The organism is Brevibacillus sp. HB2.2 (genome assembly GCF_013284275.1).
Lineage (GTDB): Bacteria > Bacillota > Bacilli > Brevibacillales > Brevibacillaceae > Brevibacillus > Brevibacillus brevis_D.
On the sequence record NZ_JABSUV010000006.1, the window covers coordinates 119,986 to 141,301 of the forward strand.

General features: G+C 53.6%; 2 protein-coding genes. Both read right to left on the reverse strand.

Annotation, left to right across the window (positions count from 1 at the left end; translation table 11 throughout):
* Nucleotides 1-6 precede the first annotated feature (6 nt).
* Complete coding sequence (locus tag HP401_RS06305) at nt 7-5,532, reverse strand: SDR family NAD(P)-dependent oxidoreductase (protein WP_173604466.1); 5,526 nt, start codon at nt 5,530-5,532, stop codon at nt 7-9.
* Between the two features lie 24 nt (nt 5,533-5,556).
* On the reverse strand, nt 5,557-21,309 hold the full coding sequence (locus tag HP401_RS29660) for an SDR family NAD(P)-dependent oxidoreductase (protein ID WP_217365970.1): 15,753 nt from the start codon (nt 21,307-21,309) through the stop codon (nt 5,557-5,559).
* Between the last annotated feature and the right edge of the window lie 7 nt (nt 21,310-21,316).

Here is a 21,316-nt window from a genome sequence, read left to right on the forward strand (position 1 = left end):
CCTTTCTTATGACGTGATTTCCGATCGTCCGACAAAACGGGACACAGCTTGTGCCATCTGGTTCAACGTCGTCCAATCTGTAAAAGCCTGCATTTCCGCTTCCACCATGAAGCGTCTGTTAAGCTTGCTTAAAAGCTCGGCCAGCTGGACCGTATCCAATCCGTATTCCGAAAACTCAGCGTTCGGGTCGATTTCTTCGGGATGGACTTCCAGCAAACGGGACGCTTCCCCGATCAATTCATGCAAAATCAGGTCGGCTTGACCGGACGGCCCAACCGGTTGGCCTCGTTCTATGTTCATACCAGCAATGAGATCAGGAAGTGCAGGCAGCTCCACCATTGACCTGTAATCGCCACTGAAGCCCGGAGTGTCGAACATGACGTCTACTAGCCTCTCCGAAGCAAAGCCTGCTTCCAGGACACTCTTCGAGGCTTTAATAAATGCCATCTGCTCGATCGGACTTGCAAGCAGCGTCTCCAACGCCTCCATCGCATCGGAAGGCGTTATCGAACCGATGCCGTCATGCGCCATCCGTGCCTGGTATTCGTCTGAAGCGACAATGCCCGCACTTCCCCAGTAGCCCCAATTCATTATCTTCACCGCACACGGCCAGTCACAGGCCAAACGGATCGCGAAGGCATCCTTAAACGTGCAGCCTGCTGCATAATTGCTTTGACCGGCCCTTCTAGCAAAGGACATCATGCCTGAGAAAAACAAAACAAAATCAAGCGGCTCTCTGCGGAATATTTGCGCGAGCCGTACACTGACGTCAATCTTGGCTCCAAGCCCTGCCCGGAAGTCGTCCTCCTGCATATTAACGAGACTTTGGTCACGCAGGACGATTGCAGCATGAACGACACCATGAATGGCGCCGAAACGTGCTTTGATGACCTGATAAGCATGATCCAGTGCTTGGGCATCCGCTGCGTCCGCCTCTATATAGAATGGCTTTGGCCCCGTAGTGGACACCCGTTCGATTGATGCGCTGATCGACTCATCCTGCCTGCGGCGTCCAAGCCAGACGATCTGTGCCTGATAGCGGCGAATCATGTACGCCGTCCAGACTTCACCAATACCCCCGGCCCCGCCAATAACGACATAGACGCCGCCTTTCCGGTAACCGTTGTGCTGTATGCCAGAGGCGATATTCACGGGAGCCAGCCTTTGACATAGCCATTCCCGTCCCCTTAAGCACCACGTGTTTCCTTCCGCATCGGGAGGAAGTGTCAACAGCGTTTCAATTGAAGTCTCCCAGCCGGGCTCCAAATCCAGTACACGAATCTGCCAATTGGGATATTCTTTTGCAAGCGCACCTATCAGTCCATGCACACTCGCATGAACAGGATTAATCCTGTCTCCCGTGTATGCCCGCTGGGTTTGGAAGGTGAGGACATCGACACTCAGCCTTTTCCCGCCATATCCGGCGTGTAGCAGCGCCTTGATCAAGCGGAATAGCAAAAGGACACCAACCTCTTGCTTAGCAAGGAGTGAATCGTCATGAAGCAAAAATTCGGAAGGCGGCGCAAGCCAAAATAAATGATCGATGGCGCCGAATCGTGCCAGCACCATAGCGATTTGCTCGATATCATCCTCTTCGCCTACGTTGACTGTAAAGGCGTTTGGATAATGAACCAAGAGAGCCTCCCGGCTTTCAGCCGTTCCTCCGATGATCACAACGCTTCGGCTGTTCGCTCCGGGGTACGCAGGCCCGGATTCAACAGGCATAGGCTCCCAAACAGGTGTAAGTAAAACATGTTCAAACGCTTCCGGACGGTTCTCCGGATCGCGGATAAAGCGCTGCTTCTCAGCTGCCAAGTCTGGACTAGCTTCAGCTTCCTTACGCTTGCCGCTGCCCGGTAGCCAGTACGTTTTGCGTTCAAAAGGATAACCCGGCAAACTCACTCGCCTAGCTGGCTTGTTCTCATACATCCGGCTCCAGTCTACCTTCAGACCCTTCACCCATAGTGATCCAAGCCTGTCAACATTCCGGAGCTCTATCCACCGGTTTACACGGCTTGCAAGATCGTCATCCGCTCCGATCGAGGCCAACTGATCCTTATCTGATTTCGCATGACCGCGGTATATCGATCCGTCATCCGACGTCTTATTCAAAAAACTTCGTAAGCGAAGGGCTAACTCTTCCATCGATGCCGCTGTAAAAGCAAGCCTTTCATCCATCGCCTCGCGGCCGATCTGAAGCGTATAAGCGATCTCCGCCAATTCCGCATCCGCCAATGATCCGCTGTCCAAAGCCGAAAGCAATCTCTCCGCCTGAATACGCAGCCGCTGCTCGTTCGGGGCCGACAGCAGAATAAGCACCTCTTCACAAGCGGATGTTTCTTTTTGGGCTTCACTCACAGCCGGAATATACTCCTCGAGCACAATATGCGCATTGGCGCCGCCTGCGCCAAAGGAAGAAATGCCCGCAATTCTCGAATACTCTTCCTCTCTGCCGTTCAGACGAACGACGGGTCTATCCCAATCCGTCAGCTCCTGCTGGACCATAAAAGGCGTGTTTTTCATCGGAATATTCGGGTTTAGCGTACGCGCATGCAAGCTCGGTACGAGCTTCCGATGCTTCATTTGCAGCACGATTTTCGTTACGCCGGCCACACCCGCCGCCGCCTCAAGATGACCGATATTCGATTTGACCGAACCGATCGCGCAATATTGGTTATCCTGCGTATCTTGGCGGAACGCTTGCGTCAGCCCGGTAATTTCGATCGGATCGCCCAGCTTGGTGCCCGTACCGTGCGCTTCGATATAGCTTACCGTTCTGCTGTGAATGCCAGCTTTGTCGAGCGCTTGCCGGATCAGCTGTCCCTGGGCATTCGGATTTGGAACAGTGTAGCCATTTGTTTTGCCGCCATGATTCACGCTGGTGGCTCTGATCACGGCATGAATCCGGTCACCGTCGGCAATGGCTTGCGACAGCCGTTTCAGCAGCAAAACACCTACTCCTTCTCCCGGAACGAAGCCGCTACCGCCGCTGCCGAAGCTTCTGCATTTGCCGTCGGTGGACAGCATCCCATGGGCGCTAAGCTCGATATAATTAGACGGATGAAGATATAGGTTGACGCCTCCGGCGATTGCCAATTCGCATTCCCCGCGCAAAATATGCTCGCAAGCTTCATGAATAGCGGTTAACGAAGAGGAACACATCGTATCGATCGGCATGCTCGGACCATTGAAGTCAAACAAGTACGAAACTCGATTGGCCACGGAGCTAAAAGACGTAAAGGGAAGCATGCGCTCTCCCTGTTTTTTGAACGCAGGCCCGTACAGGTTAAACCCTGTCTTCGTTATTCCGGCGAAAACGCCGACTCGGCCGCCGTACTGCGAAGCCAGATGCTCTCTCGTGCAGCCCGCATCCTCAAGCGCATGCCAGCAGCTTTCGAGAAAGAGCCGTTCCTGAGGGTCCATGCAGGACGCCTCCAGCGGCGATATTTTAAAGAAGAGCGGATCAAAGCATGTTGCATGCTCCAGAAATCCGCCCCACTTGCTATAGCTTTTCCCCTCGGCGACCGCAATCTCCGAATTGGGCTCATAGAAACCTTCGACCGGCCAACGATCCCCGGGAATTTCGGTTATGCAGTCCATACCTGCGGCAAGATTTCGCCAGAACGCGTCCAAATCTTCGGCCTGCGGATATCTGCCGCTCATCCCGATAATCGCGATCGGCTCCTTCTCTGCCGGCTGACCACTCTTGCTGGCAATGTCGGCCGATCTGGTGACCTTTTGATCACTTTCACCGATCGGTGACAAACGGGGCGTCACACCCGAGGACGAGGCTGCTGCCACGTTATTTTTCTCCTGTGTATCTTTCTCGGCCAGGCCAATCCAATTGAGACATTGATGCGGATACGTTGCGCTCAAATAATCGGCTACGCCTCTTAGTGTCCTGAATTCGTAAAAGAGCGTTTTGGAAAGCTCACCGAATTCATTCGCGAGATTGCGGTTCAACTCGGTAATCATAATCGAATCGATGCCATACGTTTCCAACGGTTCATCTGGATCAACGCTGTCCGGATTGAGCCTCGTATAGCCCGAGAACAAATGAATCAGTCGTTTCAGGGTCCGCTTGTCCAAGTTTGGATCCAGCTTGACGCCTTCGACAATCTCGGTCGAAGAGCGGCTTCGGTCATTTTCTACAAAACGGGTTAGCTTATCACCAGCACCGTAGAGTACCATGACCCGGCTCCCTCCGCTTGCAAGCGAAGCGTAGAATGCACGGATGCCGATCGTTCCTGGCATCGCCGCCATCCCGGTCTCACGTTCCAATGCTTCCTCGGCTCCGGATTCGAGCTGCATCCCGTTCGATCTCCAGAGCGGCCAGTTGATTGCGATCATTCCTGACCTGTTGGGATCCGTCTGTTTTCTCCATATGGTATAAGCATCCATAAAGCCATTCGCCGCCGCATAGTCTGCTTGGCCGACATTGCCATATACACCCGCTACGGATGAGAAGACGGCAAACACATCCAGCTTGATATCCTTGCTAGATCGGTCCAAATAGACGAGTCCCTTCACCTTCGGACTGAGCACCTCGATAACCTGATCACGCGTTTTGCGGTACAAATATTCATCACGGATGATACCTGCCGCATGTAAAATCCCATTCAAGCCGCCATATTGATGTTGAATTGCATCGATCAATGCAGCAACTTGACGTTCTTCGCTTAGATCAACCTGCCTATATTCAACCTTAGCGCCAAGAGCCGCTATCCGTTCGATTCGGCCGGATGCTTCGTCATTCAGCGTTGCCGATCTTCCGATTAGTATAAGAACAGGCAGGCTCACCTGCCTTGCGATTTCCTCAGCAAATAACAGGCCGAGTGCGCCCGCTCCGCCTGTTATTAAATAGATGCCGCGGTCTATCCATGGCATTCGCCCCTGCTTCTGCAGGATCGTCTCCTTCTTCCACGCGGAACGGTAGCAGCGACCGTGCCGGGATTGGACAGCACTTGTGCTGCCGCCCCCCCAAGCACCTGCCTCGAGCGCACCGGCAATATCTCCCTTACCATTTTCCGACCATTCGAGACATTCTACCGTGAGCTTCGGATTTTCTGCACGTGCGGTTAACAGTAAGCTGTATAATCCGACAAGCCATGGCGACTCCTCTTTATCTGCGATGAAAAGCTGCACAAGCGTTTCCCGGCCGGTGTGATTATGCAGAAGGCGCTGGAGGCGGTCGACGATTTGGAGTGTATAAGCCTCATACCTCTGCTCGATCCGCTGCTCTGAGAATTCAAGAACAAGCCATTCGGCTTTGCCTGTCATGCATTTTAATTTATCTGCGCGGACCTCGATCGACTCGCCAAATATGATCAATCGGTCTTGATTGACCCCAGGGGAGTCCGCTGGAAACTTTGCAATTTCCTCTTCGGACGGCCGAAAAAGCAGCACGCCGTAATCATCATTTGCTTCGGATGGGGCGCTCTGCTTATACTTGTTCAACATTCGAAGGGCCTCTGGCTTGGACAGACGGCCCTCTTTGACTCCACTCAACACTTCTTGCAAGAAATCTCTCATATTGACCTCCCGGTTAGAAGCCTGCTAAGACAAAGATGATAGGATTCGTTCCGCTTTCTGGACGGCGGTCTCCAACGTTATGGTTTCGTCGAGAACCTGATCTAGTAGATCACTGAAGCCGTCTTCATCCGTCTTTGCCTCTTCCCGTTGCTCCGCTTTCTTTACCCAATGGCTTTCATTGGCAAAGGGGTATGTCGGCAATGGAATCCGCTGCAGCTCCCCTTCCAGGAACAGCTTGCGTAAGTCCAGCGGATAACCGTGAACAAACAGCTCGGCACAAGCCAGCAGATGCTCTCGTGCCAGGCCGTCGACATTATCTCGGTATGCCTGGATGCTCTGATTAACTTCGTCGATTCGCCGCTCTTCTTCATCCCGCACCCCGACAGGCTGCAGCTCTGCTTGGACAACGTCTTGCGCATGGCCATTATCCAACCATTCGCCAAGCCGTTCGAGTAGCTCATGCCTGGAGGCGGCGACGCATGCAAGTCGGTGCTTCAATTGCTTACGTCCTGCCAGCAGCGTAAAGCTGACCGCGGCGCAGTCCAACTGCGAGGAGTGTCTGCAGTGCGCAGCAAGCCTTTCAACCTGTTGGCGCAGCTGTACCGCGGTCCTTCCCGACAGCACGAACAAGTATGCGGATCTCGCCTCCCGTCTGCGAACCGACTGAGGAGCTTCCTCAAGAACAAGATGCGCATTCGTTCCACTGAATCCGAATGAGCTAATAGCTGCCATTCGTTTCGTTCCCTCGCCAAGTGTCCAATCCCTAAGCTCCGTATTGATGTAAAAGGGACTATTTTCGAAAGCAATGCTTGTGTTGCCCTTTTCAAAATGGAGTGAAGGTGGCAGTTTTTTGTGACGCAATGACAGAATAACTTTCAAAAAGCCCGCAATGCCTGCGGCAGCAGCCGGATGGCCGAGATTCGATTTAATCGAACCGACCGCGCAATAGCGGTTATCGTCCGTATAATGTCTGAATGCCCGGGTCAGGGCCTGAAACTCGATCGGATCTCCCAGTTTCGTTCCCGTTCCATGCGCCTCCACCAACTGAATATGGCGCGGATTGATGCCGAAGCTATCATACACATGCCTCAACAGGCGCTCCTGTGAATTCGCACTTGGTGCCGTAATGCCGTTTGTCGTGCCGTCTTGATTGATGCCGCTGCCGCGGATCACTCCATAAATATGATCGCCGTCGGCAAGCGCATCCTTCAAACGTTTGAGAACAACCGCGCCGGCGCCTTCTCCCGGCACGAAGCCGTCGGCCCTTTCGTCAAAAGCATGGCATCGGCCGGTAGGAGAAAGCATACCGGCACGATTGGAGACGGTATAAAATTCAGGCGTTGATTGGATGAATACGCCGCCCGCAAGCGCCATGTCCGTTTCCCTTGTCCACAGGCTTTGACAGGCCAGATGAATCGCAACCAGCGAACTGGAGCACGCTGTATCCACTGTTACCGCAGGCCCCTGCAGGTTCAGGTAATAAGCGATCCGTGCAGGGATGACGGATCCTGCATTACCCCAGAACGCCTGAGCCGGCGCTTCGTCTCCAAACAATCTCGCGTAATCGCTGCCGCAGCTTCCGACATAGACGCCGCATCGTCGCGTATGCTCTCCCGGTCCCGCATATCCAGCATCCTCCAGCGCTTTCCACGATTCCTCGAGAAAAATGCGCTGTTGAGGATCCATGTAATCGGCTTCCACGCCAGTGATGTTAAAGAAAAGCGGATCGAAGCAATCAATTGAGCTTAGAAAGCTTCCGTGGCGGCAGCTTTTGACCCCTTTCGGATCCGAGCCGCTCCTACGGAGTTCCCAGCGCGTCACTTCTTCTACCAGATCGGTCCCTGCCTCAAGATGTGACCATAGCTCCTTCACTGAATCCGAACGAGCAAAACGGCCGCTTATCCCGACAATGGCCACCGGTTCTAAACGCGTTGGAACCTGTGGCATGCTTGCATTCTCTATAGCAGAAGAACTGACTTCGGGTTCGGACAGGTAATCGCCACCGGGTATACGCACCACAATCTTGCCGATATTTTTCCGGTTCTCCAACTGACGATAGGCTTCTTTAAAATCAGAGAGACCATAAACGCCGCCGATTGTCGGCCGTATGACCCCTTGCCTAATCAGAGCTGTCAACTCATCCCAATAAGCTTGTATCGCAGCCGGTTGTTCGGCTGACAACGCTCTTAAGTCAACGGAATGGAACGCCCTGTTCTCGTTCAACAGCGACAAGTCGATGCTCCGCGCGGACTTCAGCGCGGTTAAGGCGAGCTCAATATACCGGCCTCCCGGCGCCAAACACCGGAATCCTTTCGACATCGCGTCCCCGGACAGTGTGTTCACAACGATCTGTACCCCTTGTCCGTCCGTAAGCCTCTTGAGCTCCTGCTCAAAATCGTCTTCTCTGTAATTGATGAGCTTTGAAACACCGATACCCGCAAGATAGTCCAATTTTTCCTTGGAGCCTGCGGTAGCGTAAATTTCCGCGCCGTAATGGCGGGCTAGCTGTACGGCCATCAAACCGATTCCTCCCGCCGCCGTCTGAACAAGCACTTTGTCGCCGGGTTTGACTGCCGTTTTGCGAAAGGCGTCCATCATCGTAAGACCGACTGCCGGCAGCGAACAAGCTTCTTCGAAGGACAGAAAGTCAGGCTTTGGAAGAAGCGACTGCTCCGAGCATACGATGTAGGTCGATTGCGCGCCTATATTCTCCCCTCCGATCACAACCACTTGATCACCACGCCGGACGGAGGTCACCGCTTTCCCTGTATCGATGACAACACCACTTGCCTCAAAGCCAGGCGTAAAAGGAAAAGGCGGCATCACTGGATACAGACCTTTGGCGCAAAGCAGATCGCCGAAGTTCAATGAAAAGGCGCGTACCTCAACCAGCACATCATGCTCCGTCAGCGACGGCACTGCCGATTGTTTCAATTGAAGCTCGTCGATACCGCCGGGGCGTTCAACGACTACATGATGGCGTACCCGCGGCGTCTGACTCTTTTCCGCCAGCTCGAAGGCAGCTGCATCTTCTGTGACTCGATACCCGTTCTCCGATGCCTCCGGCGCCAGGACCCGTTCTTCAGCCATAACCTGCGGCGGGGATTGGACTGCGTTTTTATCCAACTGCCGGTACTTGCTCAGCAGTTCCTGCCGATGCTCGCGAAGCAGCCAATCGGATAGCCGCTCGACGCTGTTATAGTCAAAAATGATCGTCGTCTGCAGTTGCGTCCCACAGTGCTCATTCATGATGTTAATGAGGTTGACCGCAATGATGGAATCGACGCCGTAATCCGAGAAGCTCCGATCGTCCTGGATTCGGCCTGCATCGATTTGCAGAGCATCCGCCACCGCTGTTCGAATAACCGTTTGGATAAACGAACCAAGTGCCCGGTCCGAAACGTCACCGGCACCGTCTGTGCCGTTTGTTCCGCTTGTGGACGGGCTGATCGGGAGCGGCTCCTGCTCCTGGAAATCCGACGGGACGCTCTCATTACCGCTCAAGTACTGTCGGTATACGCCGTCGCTCTCCGCTGCAATGACAGCGGCACCGAGAAAATGACCTTTCCGTGCCGGATAGAAGATGCTCCGGAAACCTTCCTCCGCTAAAAGCCGCTGCCACATTTCCGTAGTTAGCACCGGACTGCCGGGAATGCGTGCTTCGGCATCCTCATGCAGCCACCAGCCTTCCAATAACCCGAAAGTCACGTGCATGAACAGGCGGTTTGCATGGATCTCGTTAATCAGCAATAACCCTCCAGGGCGAAGGGCTGCCTTTGCATGACGCAACGTACGGCTTATCCGTGCAGTGGCATGGAGCACATTCGTTGCTATGACAAGATCGAAGCTTCCTTCTTCAATCCCTTGCTCGGCAAGCGGACGTTCAATATCGACCATTTTGCAGGATAAGTAAGGAGCCTGAGCCCCATACGTCTGCTTTCCGTGAATAAGAAACGCCTTGGATAAATCCGTGTAAAGGTAGTCGGCCATGTGGGATTGATACGGTTCTAGCCGCTTGAGTACAACCGCACTCGTCCCTCCCGTACCTGCTCCGATCTCCAGGATCCGTATCTTGGACGACTTGTCCAGCGCCATACGTTCCTGCACATAAGCCGCCGCCGTATCCGCAAGCGCTTCATTGAAAAAATCAGCCATCAGATTGTTTTTGTAAACAGACTCCACCAATCCGAAGGAACCGTTCGGGAAAATAACATCCGTTGCCGGTAATTCCCCGACCAAAATGCGCTGGAGGGCGTGCAACGTTTTTTCTGCCAACTCAGCTTGTGTATTCATATTACCGTTGCTCTTCCATTGGCTTCTCGTCTGGTACCATTGACGCCACTCTCCATCCAGGTCCAGAGGGCGTGTGTCCAATATGCGCACCGTGCCGTCCTCGCGCCGAACATAACCAGCCCGTTCAAAGGCGGCTATGGTTTCTTGATGCCATCTGTAGTAGGCCGGCTGCATCCCGGACGCACCATCTTCCACACTGCTAAGCCAGCCGCGTTCTCTGTAGATCGCCCACATCAATTTGCAAATGGCAGCGTCCAGCAACGCCATGGGGTGCCCCATATCGGATTGTATACGCCCAAGCCGCGAATCATCTGCTTCCTGCAATCGGTTTCGAATTCCTGGAAGCAGTGAGCTGCGGTCAGCCCGCATGACCAGACGTTCATCATGCAGCAATCCTGCAAGCGGCACCGGCTTTGTCATCTTCAGCATCACCAGTTGGTCCAATGGTCCTCCAAGCAGCAATTCCAACGCTGCCATTGCCTCGTCCGGTTCAATGGAAGCGACGCCAAGCGAGGCCATTTTCTTCCGGTACTCCTCCGAGGCAACGACGCCTACGCTTCCCCAATAGCCCCAATTCATCACCTTGACCGGGAAGGACAGCTCCTTGCCAAGCCGATGGGCAAAAGCATCCTTGAAGGTGCAGCCGGAAGCATAATTACTTTGACCGGCCGGTTTGGTATACGAATTGATGGAAGAAAAGAACAGCATAAAATCAAGCTGCTCAGTCGCGAATACTTGTGCCATCCGAGCGCTGATATCCACTTTCGCCGACAGCGCCGCGCGAAAGCGTGCTTCATCCATGTTTGCTAAGCTTTGATCCAGTAGGACGATAGCGGAATGGATGACGCCATGGATTGCGCCATGGCGTGACTTCACTTCGTCGACAGACCGCTGCAAAGACTGTTTGTCTTTGGCATCGGCCGAAATATACCACGGCTCTATCCCATAAGCCGCACCCAGTCGATTAATCTTATGCTGAATGGTTTCATCCAGCGGTTTTCGACCAATCCAAACAACTCGTCCTCTATATTGGCGGATTATATATTCAGTCCACGCCTCGCCGATCCCGCCGGCACCGCCGATGACGACATAAACGCCGCCTTGACGGTACAGGCTTTGTTTCGGTACGGCTGCGGTCACCGGAAGTATTCGTTGACGATACCATCGGTTATCCCGACAGGCCCATACGTGACCTTCCGGGTCGGCTGGCAGACGAAACAATTGATCAAACGAAAGGCTGCCCCCATCTTCCAAATCGACAACCCGTATCGCCCATAGCGGATATTCCTTGGCGATCGCGCCGGCCAATCCGTGTACGCTGGCAGCAGAAGAACGCACGGCGTCATCGCGTTGGACCGAAACGGCTTGCTGGGTGATGAAGCTCAAGTCAATACGCTTGCTCCCATAGCCCAGCGCCAATAAGGCCTTTACGAGTCGAAACACATGAAGGACGCCCTTTTCCTGTTCTTCGATGGGAGCATCCGAAGCGGCAACTCCGACCGGTTCCCGTGCCGCAATCCACAACAGATGCTCGAATTCGCCGCACGCCCTTAGTTTGTGGGCCATCTCCTCGATCGTATCTGAAGCCTTCAGGATGATGCTCGGCGTTGCCGGCCACTCATGCTGATTTTCACGAACGGCCGCGCTTTCGTCCTCCGCAATGATTACGGTCCGGTTCGGCGGCTGGACGCCACTTGTTTCTACTTCCGCCTCGTCCCAGACGTAAGTCAGCAAATCCGACAAGTTCTGGTCAGACTTCCCGGAAGCATAAGCCGTGTTCGACGAAATCGCGTTATCCGTCGCGTTCCGATCCGTCAAACGGGACGAAAATCCCTTTATTGCCACGCATACGGTCCCTTGTTCATCACACAGATCGATATCAAGCTTATGAATGTGACCGTCTGCAGCCTCGCCGCTTGTTGGCCGCAGCCAAGCCCACATAACCGTTGCGCAGCGGTCAAACAGCTCAAGCTCATCGATTGCAAACGGGAGCTTCATCTTGTTCTCTTCCGTCCTGTCCATAAAGACAACTGCCGCTTGCAGGGCGGAGTCCATCATGCTTGGGTGCATCGTGTAGCGATCCTTCGTGCTTTGGACGCTCGCGGGGAGCAAGAGCTTGGCGAGTACGCCCTCCGGCCCTGTGTAAACCTCGTCCAATCCACTTTGGCCGGAACCGTATTGAATACCCATTCGTTCAAATGCCTCGTAGCAGCTCTGAACGGACCGCTTCTGCGTCAGCGTAGTTTTCAACGCTTCCAGCAACACCACAGGTCGTTCCCGCATCTCGAAAAATTGTCCTGCCCCTTGACAATGAAGAACGCTCTCTTCCTCGATTTGGCTCGTAACCCGGTAGCTGACGTCTCCGTTTTGTTCCTGCTTCACCCCAATCCGAACGTCAAGAGGCTTGGCAGCCACAATCATAGGCCGTGCCCAAACGACTCGTTTCAGACGGATCCCGAAACTGCTCTCCCGCTCGCCACCCGCCATCATCCGAATCGCGGCTTGAGCCATCTCCAAATAGGCGACACCGGGCATAACCGGTTCGCCGTTCACGACGTGATCCCTGATGAAGAATTCCTCACCTGTAAAGGTCGAGCTGTATTTCATGCCCTGGAAATCTGATGTATTTCTTTGTACCAATGGGTGGAGTACGGCTTGCTTTGTCGCATCACTTTCCGTCTGCGCATCCGCATGCGGTTTGACTTCCGGCACCCAATACCGTTCATCGGCAAAAGGATAGGTAGGCAGCGGAATTTTGAAATTCCTTCCCTTCGCGAATAGCTCGTGATAATCAAGCTCATAACCTTGTACGTAAAGCTCGGCTATCGATGACAAACGTTCCATATAGTCTGCTGCGCCGTCCGCATGCTGCAGCTCGCGAATGCACTGGTTTCCATACCGTTTCAAAGCAAGCTGCTGCCGCACTCCATTGGCGTCTAGCTCGGACTGGAATATCCGCGGCGTGGCCTCACTGCCGATCCACGAAGACAGCAAGGACGCTAATTCACGGGTATCACGGACGACAAGCGCCAGTCTGTGATGGAAGTGTTTCCGCCCTGTAAGCAGCGTAAAGCTTATGCTGCCGCAATCTGCACCAGTATTGGTTAAACTGTAATCCAGAAGCTGTTCCGCTTGTCGGCGAAGCTGATCCTGCGTACAAGCCGACAAGACGATCAGGTAGCCCTGTCGTTTTACGGACTTACGCTCGATTGCAGGGGCTTCTTCAACAACAAGATGCGCGTTCGTCCCGCTGAACCCGAACGAGCTGACGGCTGCGCGGCGCCTGCTTTCTGCCTCTGCCTCCCAGCTCCTCAGCTCGGTATTGACATAAAACGGACTTTCTTTAAAGTCAATGCCGGGGTTGCCGTTTCTGAAATGCAAGGACGGTGGCAGCTGCTTATATTTGAGCGCCAGCAGTACCTTGAGCAAGCCGGCAATACCCGCAGCGGCTGCGGCATGGCCCATATTGGTCTTGACGGAGCCGATGGCGCAGTACTCCCGCCGCTCCGTATAATGGCGAAACGCATTCGTCAGTGCTTGATATTCGATCGGATCGCCCAATCTCGTGCCGGTTCCGTGTGCTTCGACCAGCTGTATACTTTCTGGATCAATGTCGAATGAATCGTAAACATCCCGTTCGAGACGCTCCTGGGATAACGCACTTGGAGCCGTAAGCCCGTTCGTTGTACCATCCTGGTTTATGCCTGAGCCTATGATGACGCCGTAGATGTTATCACCGTCGGCCTGGGCGTCACGGAGCCGCTTCAGAACGACAGTTCCCACACCTTCACCGGGTACAAAGCCATCTGCCCGTTCATCGAAAGTGTGGCACCGTCCCGTCGCGGACAGCATACCCGCTTGATTAGTGCTCTCATAAAAGCTTGGTGTCGACTGAATAAAAACACCGCCGGCCAGCGCCAATTCCGTTTCCCCGGACCTTAAGCTCTGGCAGGCCATGTGGACAGCAACAAGCGAGCTGGAGCACGCGGTGTCGATGGTTACCGCTGGTCCGTGCAAGTTAAGATAATAGGCGATTCGTGCAGGAATGACCGAACTGGCATTGCCCCAAAACGCAGGTGCCGGCGCCTCCTTACCCATCAGTCGGGCATAGTCGCTTCCGCAGCTGCCGACAAACACGCCGCATTTTCGCCCATCCATTCCCGCTCCTGCATAACCGGCATCTTCAAGCGCTTTCCACGCTTCCTCTAGAAATAAACGCTGTTGAGGATCCATATAATTCGCTTCGTAACCCGAAATGTTAAAGAAAACTGGGTCGAAACGGTCGATCGCATCGACATAGCTACCTTTTGAACAGAAACTACTTTTCCCTGCCTTGTATGGGCTAAGATCCCAGCGGCTTGCCTCCTCGATCAAATCGATCCCGTTTGCCAGATTGGCCCAAAATTCCTCCAGCGTTTCCGACTTGGCAAACCTGCCGCTCATCCCGATCACGGCAATGGGCTCCGGATCCCGGCCTTTTTCCCCGCTGTGCGGCGCTCTTGGCAGTTCCGCATTGTCCAACTGCTTGACTAAAGTCGCCGTTTCTTGATATCGATAAGGCTCTGTAACCGTAACGACGAGCTTTCCGATGGCCGCCCGATCTTCAATTGACCGGTAAGCATCCGCCACCCGCTCAAACGGGATAACCCTATCAATGACAGGGCTTATCGTTCCTGCTTCGACAAGCGCAAGCATCTCTTCGACATAACCGCGCAGCTCGGCTGGATTCTCGTTAGCAAGCTTTCTTGAATTGATGCTATAAAAGGTCTGATTCTCATCCAGCGCTGATAAATCGATCGTCTTCGCGGTTTTGAGTGCCGTCATCGCGAGCTCGATATAACGGCCACCTGGCGCCAGACAGTTGATTCCTTTCTGAATGGCGTCCCCGGGAAGCGTATTGATAATGACATCGATTCCATTACCGCCGGTCAGCCTGTCGATCTCTTTCTCGAAATCGGTCTCCCTGTAATTGATCCTATAGTTCACACCGAACGTTTCCAAAAATTCAAGCTTACGGTTGGATCCAGCTGTAACATATATTTCCGCACCATAATGACGCGCAAGCTGTACCGCGATAAGTCCTGTTCCGCTTGCCGCGGTATGGATGAGAATTTTCTCGCCTTTCTTGAGATCCGCTTTACGGAAAGCATTGATCATCGTCATGGCGGCAGCCGGAATGGTGCAAGCCTGCTCAAACGTGAGGTAATCCGGCTTCTTGAACAGCTGGTCTTCCCGGCAGGTGATCATGGTGGAATGTCCGCCGAAAGAAGCACCGAGCGCCACAATTACTTCATCGCCCGTGCGAACGGTCGAAACGTCGGCACCGGAGGCTACAACAACCCCACTTGCCTCAAAGCCCGGTGTGAACGGGTATGCTGGCATGGTTGGGTATAGACCCTTCAAGCAGAGAAGATCGCCGAAATTCAGTGCAAAGGCACGGACGGCGATGCGAACCTCATCGGATCTCATCTCCGGAACGCCGGATTGTGCAATCCGCAGCGAATCAATTCCCCCGGGGCGCTCGATCACGACATGGTGATACGTCGGCTCTTCCGCAGAAAGGGGAGCACTCTGACGCTCACTGACTGCAGGCGCCGGCGATCCTGCCGGTTGCGATAGAAAGCGATTGCTCAACGCAGGCATGCTAAGGCTGCTTTGAACGGGCTGCTTTGCCGATGCCTGCAGGGCTCGTGCGCTCTCTTCCTCTCTGTCGGCAGCTGGTTCGCTCCGCTTGAGAAGAACGGTTATTTGATCCGTATGCTCCTTGATCAAAAACGCACATAACCGCTTCACGTTATTGTAATCAAACAGCACCGTTGTCTTGAGAATAAGGCCGAAGTGATGATTCAGGCTGTTCACGAGACTGACTGCCACGATGGAATCTACGCCGTATTCGGAGAAGCTTTTCTCATCCTGAATACGCTTCTCGTCCATTTTCAAGGCTTGCGCGACATATTCCCGTATCGTCTTCTTGACATAATCTTCAATCCACTGTTCTTCCATCCACTGTTCTTCCATATGTTCACCGCTTCGGTCCGTATTGGTTAGGTCATGAAGCCGCTCGTGCCGTTCTCCGGTCGCAAGCCGCTCTGGTTGATCTAATATGCCGTCGCTCAACGCGGCGATAATATGCTGGTCCCATGAAAGTCGACCATCAGAAGGAATCATGATCCCGTGAAAGCCTGTCTGGGCAAGCAGGGACTGCCAAACCGGCACATGCAGGCCCGGACATCCCGGAATTCGAAGCTCCGGATCTTCATAACGCCACCAGCCCTCCAGCAGACCGAATGTCACATGATTGAACACCGTGTTGCCGGTAAGCTCGTTTAACAGAAGCAGTCCGTTTGCGCGCAGTGCGGATTTGACATGATACAGCGTCTTTTTCATATTGCGGGTCGCATGAAGCACATTGGCCGCAATCACGATATCGAAGCTGCCCTTCGCAATTCCCTGCCCTTCCAACGCTTGTTCGACATCGAATAAATGGAAGGAAAGGTACGGATATTCTTTGCCATACTTCTGTTCCGCATGGAGCAAGAATGATTTGGATACATCCGTGTAGCTAAAATCGATGATATGCGCTTCATAAGGCTTCAACCTCCGAAGCACCGCCTCGCTCGTTCCGCCGCTTCCGGCGCCAATTTCCAAAATCCGTATTTTCGCATTCGGATCAAGCGCAATCCGTTCACGCACGTAATTCGCCGCCGTATCCGCGAGCAGGTCGTTATAAAAGTCGGCTACGCGGTTATTTTTATAAATGCCCTCCACCAGCGCCGCGGACGAACCCGGGAACATGACATCCGTCGGCCTAACGCCATCGGAGAGAATCTCGGAAAGCGCGCGCATCGTCGCCTGCACAAGGGAAGCTTGTGCAAAGACATCGTCATGATCCAGCCATTTGTTCTTGTTCGCTTCCCATTCCGCCCAGGCTTGCCCGAGAGTTACTGGCTCTTGAGCCGGGGCGTAAACGCCGCCTGCCTCCGGCATTAAATAGCCGCTGCGGACCAGCATTGCGACGCTTTCTTGAAACCATCTCCGATAGGAGCTCAGCAATTCCGTGTCCGGGGGTATGTAACCTCCGAAGGCTGATAAAGAGGCCACCCATCCTGCTTCGCAAAAATAAGCCCAAAGCATCCGACACAGCGTGTGGTTCATATCGTTTATTCGATCGATTGCTTCCGACACGTTGGCTTTATCCTGCGCCGTCTCTTCATCGCCACCCAAAATTCGCGATACTCCTCCGGATCCGCTAAGATACTCCGCTATTGTATTGATTGTCATCGTCTTAAACGCGGGCAATTCGTATGGCCGTAATTCAAGCTGACAAGCTTCGAACAGCTGATGAGCCCATTCATTCAGCTTGATCGGGTCCATACCGTATTCCTCCATCTCGGCGTCCGGATCAATCTCGTCTTCTTTCACGCCTAAAATGGAGGCCGCAGCTCTTATCAAAACTGGCCGCAGCTGAACGGTCGTACGGCTTTCAGCGGAACATGCTTGAAGCGCAAGTTCTCGTTTTGCGATCAACGCCCGAGTTACAAGACCTGTTATCCGAATACAGATGCGGCCTTGGTCATCACATAAGTCGATATCGAATGTGAGATCCCGGACCTTACCATTGCCTTCCTCCGTGACGCTCCGGATATAAGCCCACATCGATGGCGTGCATCCTCGGAACACCTCAAGTGACGTCAACGCAAACGGCATCGCAAGCGGTGCTTGCCCGTATTCTACTGCAGCCAAACCGATGCAAGCTTGCAAGGCTCCATCCATCATGCTAGGGTGCAGCAAAAAGTCATCCCTTGTTTCCACAATCAATGAAGGCATCGACAACTGCGCAAGCAGCTGCCCGTCGCCGATATAAATCACGGATACCGAGCGATGCGAGGGACCGTAATGAATGCCCATTCCCTCGAACGCTTCGTAGCATTGCCCACTCGATAACTGGCGTCGCGAGCATTGCTTCCGAATCTCATGGTAATCTAAAACGGGCGGCTCAGCTGCTTCTACAACCAGCACGGTTCCTTGACTGTGCACGTTCTCCCCAGCTTGTTCCTCCGGTGCCCCGGTATAAATCCGATAATCAATTGTCCCGTTGTCGCTTGGCTTCAAGGTGATGTGCGCATGTACAGGTTCATCGCCTACATGGATCGGCTGCGCCCATACTACCTGTTGCAATCGGACGGATACCTCCGGCAGCGACTTACCGATGGATAGGACAACCGCTGCTCGGGCCATCTCCAAATAAGCGACTCCCGGAAGAATACGCCTACCTTCAACCCGGTGGTCTTCCAAATAAAATTCAGTTCCTTCAAACCGCGAGCTGAAGCGCTGTACGGTGAAATCCGACGTATTGCGGTGCAGCAGTGGATGAAGCGGATCAGCACCTGCTGCCGTTTGGGTGCTTCTCATATCTGGGATCCAGTATCTCTCCTTGGCGAACGGATACGTCGGGAGCGTGATCGGACGAGGCTTTAGCGCATCGTATCTGCGATTCCAATCATAGACACCGCCCTGAACCCACCGTTCAAGTACCTTCGATACTTCCTCGTGCTCGAGTATTTCGAGCTTGCTTCCCCTGCTACCGGACCCAACACTTCCCTTGTACAGCAGTGGAATTCCTTCGCGGCCATCCAAATATGCGGAGAGCTTATAGTGAAGCTCCTCCACCGATTCAACGGCAACGGCCAACCGTTCTTCATGCTCTTCCCTGCCGGTCTGCAGCGTATAAGCAATCTGCGCCAATTCCGCTTCGCTATTTTTCGATTTGCTCATCCACTCGACGAACTGGCGAACCTGCTCACGCAGCCGTTCTTCATTTTTGGCCGACCATATCAGCACATAAGGAGTTCCTATTTCCAGAGCGGCTGATGCTTCTTCCACATATTCTTCGATGACGACATGGGCATAGGAGCCCGAAAAGCCGAAGGAGCTGACACCCGCCCGTCTCGGAAGTCCGTCCCTTGTGTCCCAGTATTGATTCTCCCGGTTTATATAAAGCGCCGAGTCTTCTAGTTGAATGTAAGAGTTTATTTGATTAAGCTTTGGCATTGCCGGTATTTGCCGATGCCTCATCTGTTGGATGACTTTGATGACGCCAGCGATTCCCGCAGCACCTTCCGTGTGGCCGATATTCGACTTCACGGAACCGACCGCGCAGAACTGCTTCTTGTCGGTGAAACGCTCAAACGCTTTCTTCAAGCTGCTTATTTCGATCGGGTCCCCGAGTGCCGTACCGGTGCCATGCGCTTCGATATAACCGATCGATTCCGGCTCAATCCCCGCCTCCTCCCAAGCTTTCGCAATGACATGTTCCTCGCCCTCGATACTTGGTGCCGTGAGGGACGGCGTATGTCCTCCATGCAGCGCAGCTGAACCTTTTATGACGCCGTAGATACGGTTGCCGTCTTTCTTCGCTTGCGACAGCGGTTTAAGCAGCATGCTGGCGATCGCCTCTCCTGGTACATACCCGTCGGCGGCTGCGTCGAACGTATGGCAGCGGCCGGTGGGAGATAAGGCGCCGATACTACTGAAATACCGGTAGTGCCAGGACGACAACAGCAGATTGACGCCGCCGACAAAGGCCATCTTACACTCCCCATTTTGCAAGGAACGGCAAGCCGTATGTAAAGCGAATAAAGACGAGGAGCAAGCTGTATCTATTGCCATGCTCGGGCCTTTCAAATCAAAGATGAACGATACCCGATTAGCGACGACGGTCTGCGCATTGCCTGTCCCCATATGAGGATCGACGGGGAGATTTAATTCCGCGATTCGGTCCGCGTAATCATGAACACACACCCCGACAAATACTCCCGTGCTGCTTCCCGCTAATTGCTTCACAACGCCTGCATCCTCCGCGGTTGCGTAGACGCTTTGCAGCAGCAGACGGATTTGTGGATCCATCCATTCGGCTTCTCTTGGCGATATGTTAAAAAATTCCGCATCGAACTTATCGACGTCATCGATAAAGCTGCCCCATTTGCAATACGTCTTATCCTTGGCCCGGCGGTCTTCGTCGAACCAAGGCCGGAAATCCCAATGGTCGGGCGGAATCTCTTTGATCAAATCCTTCCGGGATACGATATTTTCCCAAAACGTTTCGATATCGGACGATTCTGCAAATAATGCGTCCATCCCAATGATTGCGATATCTTCATAGTCGACGTCGTTTCCTGCGATCTGGCCGGAGGTCGACGAATGAGTCTTCGGCTTTGCTTCCGCAATCGGTGCAGATGTCGTTCCCAGCAGCTTCTGGAAGGCCTCCCTATGCTCCTTGCCAAAATAGGACGCAAGCTCCTCAATGCTTGGGTACTCGAAGAACAAGGTCGGATAGAGCTCGGAGCCGATTTCCTGTCCAATAACGCCGGTAAGTGCAATAAGCTGGGCGGAGTTTAGACCAAGCTCCATTAAATTCGCCGTAATGCTGCAAGACTTTAACCGGCCATCGGTGACCGTCTCCACCTGACGCACTAAATAGCCGATGATGCACTCTTCCAGAGCCTCGATTCCGCCTTCAGCGGAATCATGCGTCGCAATCTCTTCACGTGGGATTGCTGACAGACGGAGGCGCTTGATCGAGCATTCCGTCAGCTCCGCCGCCACTATGCCGGAGTTTTCAATCAGCTCTGCATCGAAGACGATCATTTCGTCTGATTCTTTTAAATGATGGATATGGATCCAGCATTGGTGCAATCGTTCGGTTTTATGGAAGAGCACATCCTTGACTGCAAACGGCAAATAACCGTCCCAACCGGTCGCCTTATTCAAAAGGGGGACGACCGAGAGAAACGCACTGTTCAAAAGCAGAGGATGAATACTCGATTCAGATTCCTCGGAAGCCGATTCATCGGTCAGTTCAGCCCGGACAAGAATATAGTCCTGTCCTTTGTATACACGCTGAATGGTTTTGAAGCTTGGCCCTAATTCAACGGTTCGATTGATCTCATAGATCCGATCCAACTGCTCGTACAGTTCGGCTGATGCCTGTAGCTCGGCCAGATCCAAAACCCGGTTGCTTACCGGCCCTACAACAAGCTCGCCTTTAGCGGTAAGCTGTCTGTCCTCGGAGGAGAGGTTCCCATACACGGTCTCGAAGCCCGCGGCTTCATAGCTGTCCTTCCCGAGCTTCATCTCGACGATCACCGGCTGCGCAGGATCGACTTTTATAGGGCTGATGAAGGAAAGATTCCGTATTCGGCCGCAGCGTTCCCTCTCATAGAGGGCAAAATAAGCCTCCATGGCCATTGAAGCATGAGCGACGCCTATGATAACCGGTTGGCCGCCGACTTTGTGGTCACGTAGAAGCGTCTCATCGTAATGATAGGTTCTCGTCCACCGGCGGTTGGCCACTTCGAAAGCAGGCCGTTGCGGAATCTGGCTCGCAAGCCGCTGGGCTTCCCGGACTTCCTGAAGCGCCTGCTCGACCTCCAGATTGCCGTTTTGTACCCGTTCAAGAAGACGTTCCAATTCTTCCTTTTTCATGTCCATC